This window comes from Streptomyces sp. NPDC047072 (assembly GCF_040643855.1).
Taxonomy (GTDB): Bacteria; Actinomycetota; Actinomycetes; order Streptomycetales; family Streptomycetaceae; genus Streptomyces.
This window is the reverse complement of sequence record NZ_JBEYVC010000019.1, coordinates 1-15,389: the sequence shown is the minus strand read 5'-3', so window position 1 is coordinate 15,389 and position 15,389 is coordinate 1. Positions and strand designations below refer to the sequence as shown.

The 15,389-nt window shown below is 70.5% G+C and carries 14 protein-coding genes; all 14 read left to right on the top strand.

Annotated features, from left to right (window positions below; genetic code table 11):
* Positions 1-339 precede the first annotated feature (339 nt).
* Entirely contained in the window at positions 340-567 is a 228-nt protein-coding gene (locus ABZ896_RS11310; RefSeq protein WP_360925544.1) for a hypothetical protein, read from the top strand.
* A gap of 1,121 nt (positions 568-1,688) precedes the next feature.
* Complete coding sequence (locus ABZ896_RS11305; protein ID WP_360925776.1) at positions 1,689-1,883, top strand: DUF5999 family protein; 195 nt, start codon at positions 1,689-1,691, stop codon at positions 1,881-1,883.
* 107 nt (positions 1,884-1,990) lie between these two features.
* The gene (locus ABZ896_RS11300; protein ID WP_360925541.1) at positions 1,991-2,479 is read left to right on the top strand and encodes a hypothetical protein; all 489 of its coding nucleotides are present in this window, start codon (positions 1,991-1,993) and stop codon (positions 2,477-2,479) included.
* A gap of 570 nt (positions 2,480-3,049) precedes the next feature.
* Positions 3,050-4,000 (top strand): endonuclease/exonuclease/phosphatase family protein, encoded by a 951-nt coding sequence (locus ABZ896_RS11295; RefSeq protein WP_360925538.1) that lies wholly within the window; start codon positions 3,050-3,052, stop codon positions 3,998-4,000.
* Positions 3,997-4,512: a hypothetical protein gene (locus ABZ896_RS11290; RefSeq protein WP_360925535.1), complete on the top strand. Its 516-nt coding sequence runs from the start codon at positions 3,997-3,999 to the stop codon at positions 4,510-4,512. Before ABZ896_RS11295 ends, ABZ896_RS11290 begins: the two co-directional genes overlap by 4 nt.
* 23 nt (positions 4,513-4,535) lie before the next feature.
* The gene (locus tag ABZ896_RS11285; RefSeq protein WP_360925533.1) at positions 4,536-4,814 is read left to right on the top strand and encodes a helix-turn-helix domain-containing protein; all 279 of its coding nucleotides are present in this window, start codon (positions 4,536-4,538) and stop codon (positions 4,812-4,814) included.
* Complete coding sequence (locus ABZ896_RS11280) at positions 4,811-5,413, top strand: DUF6624 domain-containing protein (RefSeq protein WP_360925530.1); 603 nt, start codon at positions 4,811-4,813, stop codon at positions 5,411-5,413. The genes ABZ896_RS11285 and ABZ896_RS11280 overlap by 4 nt, the downstream gene beginning before the upstream one ends.
* Complete coding sequence (locus tag ABZ896_RS11275; protein ID WP_360925528.1) at positions 5,410-6,315, top strand: hypothetical protein; 906 nt, start codon at positions 5,410-5,412, stop codon at positions 6,313-6,315. The genes ABZ896_RS11280 and ABZ896_RS11275 overlap by 4 nt, the downstream gene beginning before the upstream one ends.
* A complete protein-coding gene (locus ABZ896_RS11270; RefSeq protein WP_360925525.1) occupies positions 6,312-7,217 on the top strand; it encodes an endonuclease/exonuclease/phosphatase family protein in 906 nt (301 codons plus the stop codon). Before ABZ896_RS11275 ends, ABZ896_RS11270 begins: the two co-directional genes overlap by 4 nt.
* Before the next feature lie 446 nt (positions 7,218-7,663).
* Positions 7,664-8,776, top strand: coding sequence for a hypothetical protein (locus tag ABZ896_RS11265; RefSeq protein WP_360925522.1), 1,113 nt, complete (start codon positions 7,664-7,666; stop codon positions 8,774-8,776).
* Complete coding sequence (locus tag ABZ896_RS11260; RefSeq protein ID WP_360925519.1) at positions 8,773-10,491, top strand: condensation domain-containing protein; 1,719 nt, start codon at positions 8,773-8,775, stop codon at positions 10,489-10,491. The genes ABZ896_RS11265 and ABZ896_RS11260 overlap by 4 nt, the downstream gene beginning before the upstream one ends.
* 49 nt (positions 10,492-10,540) lie before the next feature.
* A complete protein-coding gene (locus ABZ896_RS11255) occupies positions 10,541-11,563 on the top strand; it encodes an NDP-sugar synthase (protein ID WP_360925516.1) in 1,023 nt (340 codons plus the stop codon).
* Positions 11,560-15,024: an AMP-binding protein gene (locus ABZ896_RS11250; protein WP_360925513.1), complete on the top strand. Its 3,465-nt coding sequence runs from the start codon at positions 11,560-11,562 to the stop codon at positions 15,022-15,024. Before ABZ896_RS11255 ends, ABZ896_RS11250 begins: the two co-directional genes overlap by 4 nt.
* On the top strand, positions 15,021-15,389 hold a 369-nt coding region (locus ABZ896_RS11245; RefSeq protein ID WP_360925510.1), incomplete at its 3' end, for a hypothetical protein. The genes ABZ896_RS11250 and ABZ896_RS11245, both read left to right, overlap by 4 nt.

Genomic DNA, 15,389 nt, shown 5'->3' with positions numbered 1-15,389 from the left:
GTACCGGTGCCCCACGAGAGCCGCCACGCTTAAGGCGATCCAGAGAACAACGCCGAGACATCACTTGGTGCCTGACGTCGAGTGATGTTGCCGATACTCCCTCTCCGGCTGGGCCTCCTGTGGAGGACACCATCCCCCGGGTGTCTGCAGCTGGCCGGAGAGGGCCCATCCCCCGAGTTGTGTATGCCGATGCCTCCTGTCACCGCTTCCATCAGCCGCCGTTCGTCCCTGCCGCCGTCGACGTCCAGCGCGGACCGCAACGCCAAGTCCGCGCCCCTGCCTGACGGACACCTGCGGCGCGCTGAGCCCGCGGCCGAATCACGAGACGACCGAAGCGCCATGCACGTCGATGCCGCGTTTACTCCAAGAGGTGGCGTGCCGGAACTACCTGCTCCGGCTGACCTTCCCGCCGAGGGCCTGCGCATCCTGCGGCTGCTTGCCGGCGGTCGGATCAACGCCGAGATCGCCAAAGCGGTGTTCGTTTCTGTCGCGCCGGTGATGACCCGGGGCAAGATGCTTTGCCCGTTGCCTCCAGCCGGGTGCGTTTCCGCGGAGTGTGGCCGGTGACCTTGATCAGCCTCACGCCGAGGGACGACGTGCTGCCCACGTGTGTGGAACGGATCGAAGCCAGTGCTGCCGTGGGGTCGTGTCTCCCCACGCCGGTGGTGTTCGATGAGCCGGGCCGGGAGGGCTTCGGGCTCCTGGGGGAGGCGTGGCGTAGTTCCCGGCCGTCCTTGGTGGAAACAGGACGTCTCTTCGATGTCGTCCAGGCACCCGAGTACCTTGCCGCTCCGGTCCTGCGCCGACTCGAACGACTCGGTGCTCGCCGGGGCGCCGTGTTCGCAGACGGCGACCAGTGGCACTTCGTTGTCCCCTTGGGATCTGGCCTTGTCCCTCCCGAACTCGGCGAGCCGGGCTGGCCTTCCCCGGTCCGCTACTTGAGCGGAGAGTGGATCACGGTCCCACCGCGCGGGGCCCGCTCCGCGGGTGAGCGGCTTCGCTGGGTCACCCGTGAACCGAGCGGCCAGCTCTACACCGCTCCCGTGGTTCTCTTCGCCGGGTTCACGGCGCTGAGGCAGCGGCCTGGGCCGCGGAGCACAAAGGAATCCGGCCGATGAGCCGCCGCCCCGGGACTGGAGCGTCCACCTTCGGCAGCAGGGCTGTGAGCACATCAACTCCGCCAAACCCCAGCGCTGTTCGGAGGTGCGCCGATGCTGAATGACCGGCTTACCGAGCCCTGGAGCTGGACCGATGAGGGTGATCTTCCCTTCTGGGTGCCCCGCGTTTGGACGGTCCGGATCCCCTGCGGCCAGCACTTCGAGGCGATCCGGGTGCCAGCAGGCGAGGCCACGCGCGCTCATGCGATCCTCGGCCCGGACAGTGGCCCGGTCCTCGCGAGCGCCTATGCGCAGGCCTGGCACTTCCTGCTGGGCCTGGGTGCCGTCGCCCCCGGTTCCTGGGACGTGCCCGGAACACGTCTCCTGCGCCCCGGCACGATCTTGGGCATCCCTCCAGCGCACATCACCTTCAGCCGCGATGTGCGCTGGGTCGTTCTTCCAGGCCGAGGAGCGACCGATCCAGCAGCGCTCCAGGAGGCCGTTGCCGGACGCGCCCCCGTGCCCCCGTGCCCCCGGCCGGACGCCGACGCGACCGCCGCTCCGCTTCTTCTCACCGCTAAGGACATCACGATGTGCCAGCACCAACCGCTGTGCCCGACAGCCGACGACACCGATCGCGATGCCGCCCGAGCCGTCTCCTCCAAGCCGGAACTGGGCTGGAGCCTGCTGTGCAACGACGTACTCACGTTCGAGGACACCGGGGAGCTACTGCCCGACGGCCGGGTTCTCGGGCCCAGCCGGCCCCTCCTTGCGTCCGCGGCGTGACAAGGACCGTGTCAGCGCCGATGCCCTCTCCACGCTCCTCATCGCCCTCGGCCGAGGAATCAGCGGACCGACTGCGCAGCTTTTTCGCACCAGCGATCCCGTTCCGGATGAGCGTGCGGCAGTGCACAGCCGCACTCGGCCGACTCGCCGAGGCCATCGCGGCCAACGGCCCGGTCTCCGCCGTGATCGCGGTTCCCGGAGCCCGAGGCGTGATCACGCCAGCCGAGACCCTGGCCGCCTACCTGGGATCGCCGCTTCACGAGACAGAACCGTCCACGGTACCTCCAACCGGTCTTGCGCCGGCGGCCTGTTCCTCGCCGGAGCTGCCTCAGCTTGTGCAGGGACGGGTGCTGGTGTTCGCCGAGCGGCCTAGCTGTGTCGCGCTGACCCAGACCGCGGGCCATCTGCGCCATCGGCTGGCTCCTGATGCCGTCCTGGAGACGGCTGCGCTCGTGCTACGCAGCCGGTTCGGGCCGTTGCCGAACTGGTGGGCCTGGAGCATTGCTGATGCGCACGTGATCTTCCCGTGGGAGTGCGTCGAGCCGGGCGCCAGCGCCCCCGCGTTGCCGGACTTTCAGGAGGTGCGTTCCTCGTGAGGGCCCAGACGGATACTCCGACCCATAGCGTCGCTGGCACGGCTACGGCACTCCAGCGTGTACGCAGTGAGGCCGTCTACACGATCAGCGGGCCCTACACCTGCGTCCAGGTGCCCCTTCGCATGGGCATCGCGGCACTGGACAAGATCCGCCAGCACGGCGGGTTAGTCGGGCCAGTCCTGATCTGTCACCCGCATCACGTCGTCCACGTCCTCACGCCGCCCGGCACTGAGGCCGTATGGGACGGCGTGCCGACCGTGGTCGCTGCGACCGGCGGGACAAGCGACTGTGGTCGGCATTGGGGCCTGCGGTACTGGATCGTCCCGCCTGGGGCGGACGAATTCCGCGTCGACGCCGAGGCTCTTCGGGCCGCACTCACAGATCCGCGGCTCAGAGGGGAGGGCAGTCGACAGCAAATGACTGACGGCGGGGGACCACCTTGTCGACTTCACCCGGCCGTCCCTGGCACCGAGGCCGAGTTCGCCCAGACGACGGCGCAGTAGTCCTACCAAGGCAGCCACGTCGGGCTCGCGTTGCAAGTCCGACCCCATCCTTCTATCTGGAGACGACATGGGCACAACCGGATTCGACGAGCCGACCGATCGCATCATCATCTGGAACCTCGAGCACGATGGCGGTCCGGACATCAACGGACAGCCGCCCCGGCGGTGGCACGAGGCGCACGAGCTGATCAACTCCAGGTGCCCGGACCTTCTCCTGCGGCAGGAGATGACCTACAGCCGCCACCGCCGCCTCCACGCGGCCGAACGCGCCCTGGGCATGCGGGGGTTCCTCGGGACGGCCGGCCTCGGACGCAACCCGACGGGCCTGTTCGTGCGTGAGGAGACCTTCGAGGTGCACCAGCACGTCGTCCACCAGGTCCACCCGTGGCGCACCCCGCCCACCCACACCGTGCTGCGTCTGCGGGACGTCCCTGACGTGGACATCATCGCGGTCAGCTGGCACCTGGCCTTCAACAGCCCCCGTGGCAGGGAGCGGGAGGCGGACGAGATCCTCGCCTTCGCCGACAAGATCAACCAGGGAGCGGCATTCATCGGGGGCGGCGACTGCAACGAGGCCCCCAACCCGAAGGGAGAGAGCGAACCGCCGATCGACTGGGAGAAGGTCACCGACCGGCTGCACATGGCCCACCGCACCAACCTCGACCCAGCCACCGGACGGCGTGTCGCCTGCACCTACCTGGACGACAGCCTCACGGCCGCCGGCCTGTGTGACCCGGCCCGGCATGCCGCCCGCACCCTGAGCCAGCCGGGCGCGCTCGGCGCCACCGCCGGCCACGCGAAGCCGAGACAGGGCGGTCCCTGTCGCATCGACCGGATCTACCTGGACCCGTGGCTCGTCGAGGCCGTCGTGGACGTCACCGTCATCGACACCACCGGCATCAGCGACCACCACGCGGTCGAGGTCGTGCTCTCCCGCCCCCGCATGGCCGAGGCCCTCCGCGTGATCGCCGAACGGAAAGCGTCCCGTCCGGTGCCCACCTCCGAGGCAGCCCTGTGAAGACCCTGCTCGCACCAACCGTCCTGCGCCCGCAAGCGCGCCTCGTCACCCGGGCCACAGGCAGCCGGCCGCCCGCGCTCGCGGGCGAGGCCCCTGTGCAGCCCAAGGTCCGGGGCGGTGCGGCCGAACTGCGCGCGAGGCGGGAGGCCGACCTCCAGCGTGCGCTCGCCCGGCTCGCCGACACCGGCACGGCCGTGCGGGTCGGCCGGTACAGCCTGGTCGTACCGCGCCAAGACCCCGCTGACCGCCTCGCCGAGACCCAGGCCGTCGTCCATCGCCGCCGGTGGACGGACGCCATCACCACCTTCGACGACACCGGGGCGGGTGACCCGGCGCTCCGTCCACAGATGGCCCGGCTCTTCGCGGCGCTGGACGCCGGCGAGATCCACGGCATCGTCGCGGTCTCCCAGATCGACATCAGCCCCTTCCCCGACATTTACGCCGACACCCTCGCCGTTCTCCGGGCCCGCGGCGGCTTCCTCGCCCTGGCCCGCAGCGAAACCAGCATCTGACACCACTCCGGGGGGAGTTGCACATGAGCACCGCCACCACCGCGGCCCCATCGCCCGACCCATCGAGCACCGGCCTCGGCCTGCGCCGGATCCCGAAGGGCCGGCGGCTGAAGGGGGAGAAGTCCATACGGTTCGCCACGGACGTCATCAAGGCCTACGAGACCAAGTCCATCCGTCGTATCTGCGAGGAGACGGGCCGCTCCTACGGGGCAATCCACCGCCTGCTCACGAACGGCGGCGTCACGATGCGCCCCAGGGGCTACCAGCACAAGGCATCAGCCAGTCCGGCGGACGCCTCATGACCGGCCAGACCGCGGCCCCCGCCCGCACGGACATCGCCCAGGACCTCATCGGCCGGGTGGAGGCCGCTCGCCGGACATGGCGAGCACCCGCGCACGTCCGCCAGGCAGCCACGGCGGACGATGCCCAGGCAGCACACCATGCCGTACTCGCGGACACCCAGGCCCTGCGGTACCTCGTCACCAAGCACGGCTGGCCCGGCCGCTCCCTGGTGGGCGACGAGGGATCCGCAGCGGCCCTCGCCATCGCGCTGCAGGCCGATCACGACCCGGCCTTCCAGAAGACCTTGCTGGCGATGCTCGCCGAGGCCGTCCGCCGCGGGGACGCCACGACCGCTCAGTGGGCTCACCTGCACGACCGCTGCCTGGTCCCAAGCCGCCCACAGGAATACGGCACGCAGTACTGGCTGCGTGACGGACGGATCGAACTGCACCCCGTCGCCGCCCCCGAGGGCCTCGACAAACGGCGGGCCGACGTCGGACTGCCGCCCCTGCGCGAGCAGGCCGCCCTGCTGGAGCGGCACCACCTCACCGACCCCCACCGGGCGGCGGCCGCGTCCATCGGACCGGCACCGGTCACGAGCGAAAGGCCTGCGGCATGACCAACACGATCACCGCCGTGAACTGGAACCTGGAGAAGGGCATCAACCTGGAAGCGGGCGCCCGCTGGGTCCGCGAGCAGTGCCCGGACCTCTTCTTCCAGCAGGAAGTACAGCCCGACCAACTCGCCCGGCTGTCGGAACTGCTGGAGATGGACGGCCACATCGCCGTGCCGCGGCCCGGCAGCTCCAACGACAACGCCATCTTCGTCCGCCCCGGCGGACCGCTGGTGTGCATGGAGGAGTACCCGCAGGCCTGGGCGCCCTGGCACGCGCCGGCGAACATCGCCGTCCGCCTCCGCGACGCCGACGGTGCCCTCAGCCCGCGGCAGATCAGCGCCGTCAGCGCGCACACCTGCTACTGGTCGCCCGAGCACCGCCTGACCGAGGCCCGCTGGTGCACCACGCTCGCCAAGCCCGGATGGCTGGCCGTGATCTTCGGCGACTGGAACAGCTACCGCGTCGGCACGGACATCTGCTGGAACGACTACACCGACCACGCCTTCGTCGCCAACCGCACCTACGAGCACGACGGCCGCCGGCACACCGACGTCGCTCCCGACCGTGAACTGCTGGCGGCCGGCTACGTCGAAATGGCCCGCCACGCCGCCGAGCACCTCGGCCAGCCCGAGGCCCTGGCCCCCAGCTCCGGCTACCGCGACCACCCCGGCCGGCCCTCCGGACCCCGGCACACCATCGACCGCGGCTACCTCAGCGCCGAACTCGCCCCCGCCCTGACCGGCTACGAGGTCTGCGACACCCCGCAGCTGCGCCGCCTGTCCGACCACCTCCCCCTCCGCGCCATCTTCGACCTCGCCCGCCTGCGTGAAGTCCTTCACGCCACCCCCGCGATGTACCACCCCACCGACGACCGCACCGGCCACGAAGGAGCAACCCGCGCATGAGTACTCCCCTTACCTTGGTCTGCTGGAATTTCGAGAACAATGGAAAGAGCGACCCGCACCGTCGGCACGCGGGCGACGAACTGCTGCGGTCGCTGAACCCGGACATCGTGTTCCGCCAGGAACTCTGGGATGCCGGTGCCAACGGCAGCACGATCTTCAACGAGCAGGTCCGCACCCTCGGACTGAACGGAGTCCTCGGCGAGGGATCATGCACGGCCCTCCTCTACAACCCGGCGAAGTTCTCCATCGTCCGGGACTGGACGCAGAGCCGGGCGCCCCACTACGTCATGCCGCCCACCGCCCTCACGCTCCGCTACGAGCAGGCGGGCCCCGAAGCCCTGCCCTTCATCGCGGTCTCGTACCACCTCAACTACGCCAGCCCCACCCAACGGCTTCTGGAAGCCGAATGGCTGACGACCTGGGCCGACAAGGGATGGGAGATGCCCGAAGGTACCCGCGTCATCGTGGATGCCGTTTGCGCCGGCGACAACAACTCCTACCCGACCCCGGGAACTCCCTCGGATCCGGCGTTGCCCACGCTGGACGCCATCAAGAACGCCCCGCACCGTCTCCACCGCTCCTACCCCGCTTCTGATGGCACCCGGCTCCCCGACACGCGTCCCGACGCCGCGCTGCGCACCGCGGGCCTCGAGGACGTGGCCCGGTACTGGGCGACCGCCCCGCACGGTGACCCCACGGCGGTCTCCCGGACCGTGAATGCCTGTGACACCCATGGGCCTGACAGCCGGATCGATCGCGCCTACGCCACTCCAAACGTGCTGCACGCCGTGGAAGGGGCCGACGTGATCGAGGTCGACGAAGACCTGTCTGACCACCACATCCTGCGCATCAGGCTGAACGCCGATCGCTTCGCGGAGATCCTCAACCGCACCGTCACATAAGGACTCGCGGTCGCGCAGTCAGCACGCGAGCAGCCCCCACGGGCTGGCTGCGCGACCGAGGTGCGCTGCATATCACCAGCGCGGCCACCTGCCCGCAGATTCATTGCCCGTCTTGCCGCTGTCCCAGCTCACTACATTTCGTCGGAGTCGTCATGGCCGGTCCCTCAATCGATCAGCCGCCAACCCTCTCCTCATCCCGAACCGGGGCCACCCGCGTACGCGGTGGTAAGCCCAAGTCAGGTGCACGCCACCGAAGCAAGCTGCCCAACCGCTTGCTGGAGGACGCCGTGCGGCGCTCGGGCATGTCATATAACGAGGTGGCGGCAGCGGTCCGAGAGATGGCGGCAGCCGAAGGCCAAAGGCACATTGCAACCGACCGGACCCGTGTGGGCCACTGGATCAACGACGGAGACCAGCCCCAGGACCCTGTTCCGCGGTATCTGGCGGTGATCCTTACCAGGGCCCTGGAACTCACCAGGCGGCTTACGCCCGCAGACCTCGGGTTCGAGGAGACGGCGGACGAGGCGGGAACGGACTCCGCGGCCCCCACAGAGCCTGCTTCGACGCTCACCGACTTGGGCGCCGCGCCCGAGGACGCGTGGGCGTACGCGAAGGCGGCCACCGCCACGGATCTGAGGCCCGGAGACATCGAAGACCTCGAGCTCTCCGTCCACCAGCTCGCGGCGAGCTACTCGACCAAGGCCTTGGGAGAACTGTGGGTGGAGGTCGACCGATACCGGAAGCGGGCGCACAGCCTCCTCACACACCACCGGCACACACTGCGGGAGGGCCGGGAGCTGACCCGGCAGGCCGGGATGCTGTCCATCGTCCTCGCCTGGATCGCCCACGACCTGGGCGAGAACGACCTGACGCAGGCCTACTGCGACGACGCATGGACCCAGGGGATGGAAGCCGAGGCACACGACGTATGTGCCTGGTCAGAGGACGTGCGGTGCACCCACCTGCTGTACGCCGAGCGCCCCTACGATGCGTTCGCAGCCGCGACGCGTGGGTTGTCCGTGGCGCCGGCGGGGCATCGTGTCGCGCTCCGCCTCACCGCCCAGCTGGCGCGCATCAGTGCCCGTCTCAGGGATCGCTCGGCCTTCACGGACGTCATGGCCCGCGTCCGCCCGCACAGCGAACGGCTGCCGCTTCATCGCAGCGGCCTGTTCGGGCTCGACGCGGCCGTTCTCGCTTCCTACGAGGCCTCCTCTCGCATCTGGCTCGGGGATCACCAGGAGGCCGTCGCTGCGGCTGAGACGGCCATCGAGCACTACAAGGCGATGCCGGGGCCACAGTCCGCCCCGACACGACTCGCCATCGCCCACCTCGACCTGGCGCTGGCCCGGGTCTCCCTCGGTGCCCCGGAGCAGGCTGTGTTCGCCGCCCGCCAGGCTCTCTCCGGCAGTCGCATCGTCGACTCGGTGCGGCGGCGGAGCGAGCATCTGGAGTACCGGCTGCGGCTGCGCTACCCCGAACTACGCGTCGTCCGCGACTTCGGTGAAGAGCTTCGTGCCCGGTCGTCTCGTGAGGGACAGGCGCCTTCTCACTCGGCGTGAGTGGCGCAGCCCGTGGCGCGGGTGTCGCGACACCGTACGCGCTGGTGGCGCTACACCCTGCCGGGGTCAACTGCTCCCAGGCCGGCACCCAGGAGCCCGGCGCTGCACGCGCTCCAACGCGCCTCGCGCGAGAGCCGTCCAGGATCGGGGACCGAGGGGGAACGATGACGGGAAACAACACCCGTGCCCTGAACGGTAGTTGGCTCGCCGACATCGTCCAGCGGGCATGGGCACACACGCTGCACGGTGGGTCGTTCGCGGACGGCGACGACTTCTTTGCCTGCGGCGGGGATTCGCTCGCCGCCCTCGCGGCGGTGAGCGAGGTCGCCACGGCGACCGGCCTCGATGTGCCGACGCAGTGGCTCTACGAACATCCCCTTTTCGCTGACGCCGTTCGGGCGCTGACGGCCGGTGTTGACGACGGCTTGGCGCAGATCCTCCCGCAGGACCGAACGGTCGCCCATCCGCTGTCCTTCCAGCAGGAGGGGCTGCTGCGCGTGATGGACCACGTCCGCGGCGGCCACCGGTACCAGGTCGCCTACGCCGTGGAGCTCCCGGCCAAGGCCGATGAAGGTCGCCTCGCCGCGGCGGTCTCCCGTCTCGGGAGTCGGCACCCGGCTCTGACCACCCGCGTGGTCACTGATGGCGGTCGAGCCCGGCAGCAGACCGCAAGCAGCTCGCCGATTCTGCTGGAGAGGATCCGTTGCACGGCACCCGATGACGCAGTGCCAGCGGTGGGTCAGTGGGCGGCGGCCACGATCGGGCTGGACGAGCCGCTGTCCCGAGTTGCTCTGATCGAGGCCGGCCGTCGACGCGTCCTGGCGCTCTCCGCTCATCAGATGGTGATGGACCCCTGGTCGTGGGGGCTCGTTGTGCGTGATCTGGCCGTCCTGTACGACGATCCGGACGCTGAAGGTGCCTCTCCCCTGGCCTACTCCGATTACGCGTGCTGGCAGCGCCAGCACCTGTCGGGTGCCGTGCACGAGCATCACCTGAAGCACTGGAGCCGAGTAGCCGAGGACTACGCGCTCGCCGGTGTGCCGCTGCCCCGGCTGCAGGGCGATCTCTCTCCCGCTGGGCCGGCCGCGCGGATGCCTCTCGTCGTCCCCGCCGAGCACGCCCAGGCTCTTCGCACTGCGGCGAAGGTGATGGACGCCTCCTTCTTCGAGGTGCTCCTGTCCTTGTTCCACCTCGCCGTCGGCCGCTGGTCCGGCACGTCCGACATTCTGGTGGCCAGCGCCACAGCCAGCCGGACACGACCCGGCACCGAGAACATCGTGGGCTTCTTCGTCAACGGCCGGTTCACACGGACATCCCTTGATGGCCTGCGGACCTTCGGAGACCTGATCGGGCACGTCCGAGACCGGTGGCGGGCCGGGGACGCGCACTGCGAACTGCATCTGGAGAAGGTTCTGTTCGACCTCGGCGCTCCGGACCTGGCGAACATCAAGTTCTCCGTCAATGCCATCCCGACGCTGTCGGACCTGACGCTGGCCAGCCGGCCGCTGAACCACATTCCCGTGGCCGGGGCTCTCTCCGCCCGCAGACACATCAGCGTCGGCCTCACACCCGAGGCGAGCGGGAGCCTGTCTGGAGCACTGACCTACCGCACGGATCTCCTGGCAGCGCCCCATGTCCAGCTCCTGGCACAGGAGTTCCTCACGCTGTGCGCCTCCGCCACCCATGCGCCGTCGAGCGCGCGGATCCCCCGCTAGGCCCCGCAGCCGCGCTGCCGACCGCCCACTCGCACAGGAGGACATCAGGATGAAGGCGCTCGTACTAGCGGCCGGGCAGGGCAGCCGGCTCAGTCGCTGGACACCCGCTCTTCCGAAGCCATTCGCGCCGGTGGCCAACTGGCCCGTCCTCTCGTGGGTCCTGCATCACCTGGACACCGCGGGCATCGACGACATCGGCGTCATCGTGCCCGGCGACTCCCTGGACCTGTACGCGAAGGGATTCGGCACACGCACGCCGGAAGGCACACCGGTGACCTGGCTCGCCGAGCGCACCCCGCTGGGCACTGGCGGATGTCTGCGTGCTCAGGCGGACTTCTTCGCCGGGGCACCTGCCGTGGTAGTGCCCTCGGACATCGTCTCCGGAGTCGGTCTGAAGGCCCTCATCGCGCATCACGCCCAGGTCGGTGCTCCGGTGACGGTGGCAGCCGTTCCGCGGGACGGAATGGCGTGGCAGGGGGATGTCCTGGTTCCCGACCCGGATCTGCCCGGCCGTGCCGCCGCGTACGCGTTCAAGCCCCGCGCCAGCGCCGGAATGCGGATGGGCTCCACAGGGGCGTGGGTTGTCGATCCATCCGTGTTCGCCCACATACCCGTGGACCGTTTCTGCGACTTCTCCAGCGAGGTACTGCCCCGTTTGACGGGCCTGGGTGTGCCGCTCGGTCTGTTCGATGCCGGCGAGGACGTCTACCTGCGGGACATCGGCACCCCCGCCAAGCTCCTGGTCGGCAACCAGGAAGCCGTGCGCGGTCTCACGCCGTCCGCACCGCGCCAACTGCCCGGCTCCGCGCCGCTCATCGCCAGCGGAGCCGACATCGGCGCCGAGGTGGTGGTCGGGCCGGGGGCCCGGATCGGGGCGGGGGCGCGCATCGTCGGACCGTCTGTCATCGGGTCCTACGCCGAGGTCGGCCGCGGCGCGGTCGTGACGGCCGCCGTCCTGCTGCCCGGTGCCCGCGTGGAAGAGGGGACGCACGTCGAATCAGACATCATCGGGACGGGAGGCGAGGCGCGCGAGGCGCTGCTGGCCTGCGGCCCCTTCGGGCGCATGCCATGAGCGCGCGAGCGCTGACCGGCCGACCGTGGGCGGGCGTCGCCGAGCAGATCGCCCGCTGGTGCGCCGACACCCCCACGGCCAGGGCCGTCGTCCAGGGATCCCGCGCCTGGACCTACCGGGAACTCGAGGCCGCGGCCGCCGGCATCGCCGCCGCCTTGGACGACATGCTTCCCCGCCCGGGACGAGTGGTCGCGGTGACCGGGCCCAAGGGATTTTTGACCGCCGCGGCGTGGGTGGCCGTACTCGCTCGCCGCGACGTTCTCCTCCCCCTCGACCCCGCCCTGCCCCAGCAACAGGCCGCGACGATGGTGGCCCGCGCGGGCGCCGAACTCGTCCTCGCCCTCGACGGAGCGCCGCCCCCAGCGGGAAAGGACGTACGAGTCCTGCACTTGGACACCGCCCGCCTCCCCAGCGAGGGACAACTCGCCCAAAAGCAACCGCCGTTGCCCGAGGAGCCGGGCTACGTCTACTTCACCTCCGGCAGCACCGGCCGGCCCAAGGCCATCCTGGGCCGCCACCGAAGCCTCGCCCACTTCTTGTCCTGGCTGCGCACCGCTCTCCACGTACAACCCGGCGACCGCATCGGGCACTTGGCAGGTGTCGGCTTCGATGTCACCCTCCGCGAAGTCCTTCTGCCGCTGACCGCGGGCGCCACCCTGTGTCTGCCCCCACCCACGCCACTGCCCCCCGGCTCGGTGCTGCCGTGGCTGGCCGACAACGAGATCACCCTGCTGCACGCCGTCCCCACCGTCGCCCGCGCCTGGCTGCGCGCCGTCGCCTCCGGCGCCGTCCGGCTGCCGGCGCTGCGGGCCGTGCTGTTCAGCGGCGAACCGCTGACCGACACGCTGGTTGCCCGCTGGCGTTCGCAACTGGACTACCGGGGCGAGATCATCAACCAGTACGGCCCCACCGAGACCACCCTCGTCCGGTGCTGGCACCGCATCGAGGAACCGGTCCCCGGCATCCAGCCACTCGGGCGGCCGATCCCCGGCAGCGAAGCCTGGGTCGAGGACCCGCCAGGCACACGAGTGCCTCCCGGCACCCCCGGCGAGATCGTGCTGCACACCGTGTACGGAACCAGCGGCTACCTCGGCGCCAGCCCCCGCGAGGACGCCCGGTTCACCTTCGGGCCCGACGGCGATGTCGTCTACCGCACCGGCGACCTCGGACACATCGACCAGGACGGCCTGCTGCACTTCCACGGCCGACTGGACGACCAGGTCAAGATCTACGGCGTCCGTGTCCACCTGCACGCCATCGAAGCCATCCTCGAAGCGCAGCCTGGGATCCACCAGGCGGCCGTGACCGCGCAGAAGGACAGCGACGGCGGCGCACCGCGGCTGACCGCCCACCTGGTCCTCGCTCCCAGTTGCGCCACCATGCCCGCCGGCCTGCGTGCCGCGCTTCTCCAGCACCTGCCGACGGCCGCCATTCCGGCCCGGTTCCTGGCGGTCGACACGCTGCCGCGACAGAGCGGCAGCGGCAAACTCGACCGCTCCCAAATCGCCGTCCCCGCAGGCCAGACGCTGGCCGGGGCCCTGTATGAAGAAGAGGTTGGACCTTCCATGAACTCTCCCGCCAGCTCGCCGACCACCGCGGAGTTGAAGACCCTCGCGATGGGCCTGCGGGCCTTCTCGTTCGCCGCGAACAAGCACCCCGGTGGCGCCTCGTCCTCCGTGGAGGCCATCGCCTCGCTGTTCTTCTCCGGTGCCACGACCCTCGCCGACGCCGGCCCGGACAAGGACCGCCTGATCTACTCCAAGGGGCACGCGGCCGCGCCTTGGTACGGGGCGTTGTGGGCGCTCGGCGCGATGCCCGGCACGTCCTGGGAGCAGGCGGCCGGCTTCGGGCAGGTCGGACACGCGATCCCGCGGATGCCGGTACGCGGCGCGGTGCCGGGGATGGAGATGAGTACCGGAGCCCTGGGCCAGGGCCTGTCCTACGGTGTGGGCCTAGCGTTGGCCGACCGCCGTGCGGGCCGCGCCACACGGACCTTCGTGATTCTGGGCGACGGGGAGTGCACCGAGGGCCAGGTGTGGGAGGCTGCGATGACCGCCGACCGCCTGGGCCTGCGCAACCTCGTGGCCCTGGTCGACGCCAACGGCTCCGGGAGCGTCATCAAGCTGCCGCGCGAGAAGTGGGCGCAGCGCTGGGAGGGTTTCGGCTGGCGGACGGTCTGCGTCGACGGCCACGACACCGATGCCATCACCGCCGCGCTGCGCGAGGACAGCAGCCGGCCGACCGCGATCATCCTGAACACCATCAAGGGCTACGGCCTGGCGGCCGCCGTCGAGGGATCGAACACCCTCAGCGCCGACGTGGCGCCCGAGCATCTGCCCGACTGGGACACCGGCGAGCTGATCGGGGCCGCCCTGCGGGTCATCGACCGGCACTTCCCCCACGCACCGGTGCGGCGCCGCGGTCAGAGTGTCCCCACGTCCGAGCCGTCCGGCCGGCCCGGCCGCGCGGACCTGCTGTCGAGGATGGCCGGACACGACGTCGGCGCCGCGGTGGTGGCGAAGAAGGCGCTCGGCGGCGAGCTGGCCGTCGAACTCGCCGGTTGGCCGATGCTGTGGATGGCGCCCGACGCCATCCGCAACTCCGGTCTCCTCGCGCGGATGGAGGAGGTCGGCTCCTGGGACTGGAACACTCCGGACGCGGACGTCCTGCAGTGCGCGATCGCCGAGCAGGACGCCGCCTCCCTCGCCGCCGGCGCCGCGAGCGCGGGCCTGTGGCCGGTGCTGTTTTCCATGGAAGGCTTCTACTGGCGGATGCTCGACCAGATCCGTGAATCGATCGCCTTCCCCGAGGTACCGGTTCTGCTGGTCGGCACCTCCGGCGGCCTCGGAGACCCGCTCGGCCCGATGGTTCAGTCCGACGGCTGCCTCGCCGCCCTGACGGCCATCGGCAAACTGGAGATCCTCGAAGCAGCCGACATCAACACCGCCAAGATCCTCGCCGCCGAGGCGCTGTCCACGGGCCGTCCCGCCTACCTGCGGCTGCCCCACGAAGCGGTGCCGGTGCGGCACACGCTGACCGAGCTCGCCAGCCTTCCGCTGCACGAGGGCGTGCTCGTCCTGGCCGACGACCCCGACCCCGACCTCGTCATCCTCACCGCCGGCGCGCTGCGCGAGAGCGCCGTCAAGGCGGCGCAGGTCCTGTCCGGCCAGGACGAGCGGCGCGTCCGCGTCCTGGAAATCATCAGCCCGACCCGGTTCGCCGCGCTCAGCCCCGACCGGATCCGGGAGCTGCTTCCCGCACACGCCTCCACGGTGAGCATCCACAACGCCCCGTCCTGCGTGCTCGGCGTCCTGCCGTCCAACGCGCGGGCCGGTCTGACCGAGGTACGCATCGGGGTCGACACCTACGGCATCGCCGGCTGGCCCCAGAACGCCCTGTACGAGGCCGCCGGCCTGACCACCGACGCCATCGTCGGCCGCATCCGCAAGGAGTGCGCGTGAGCACGTCGCCGCCCGCATCGCGCCTGGCCGTCGACGTAGAGGGGGATGGCACCTTCGCCGTCCGCGCCCAGCGCGTCGACACCTACCGCATTCACCTGGCCGAAGGGCTCACCGAGGGTGGGCTGAGCAGCCAACTCGCGGCACTGGCAGCCCAGCTGGGGGCACCGGAGATCGTCACCGTAATCGACACGGGCGCCGCCGAACACCACCTGGGCGCCATCACCGCCGCAGTGGTGGGCACCGGGCTGCCGTGCCGCACCGTGTCCGTCCCTGCCGGCGAGAGCAGCAAGAGCCCCAGAGGCCTGAAGAACCTGATCACTGCGCTGCGGACGCACGGCGTGACCCGCCGCACGCTGCTGCTGGGA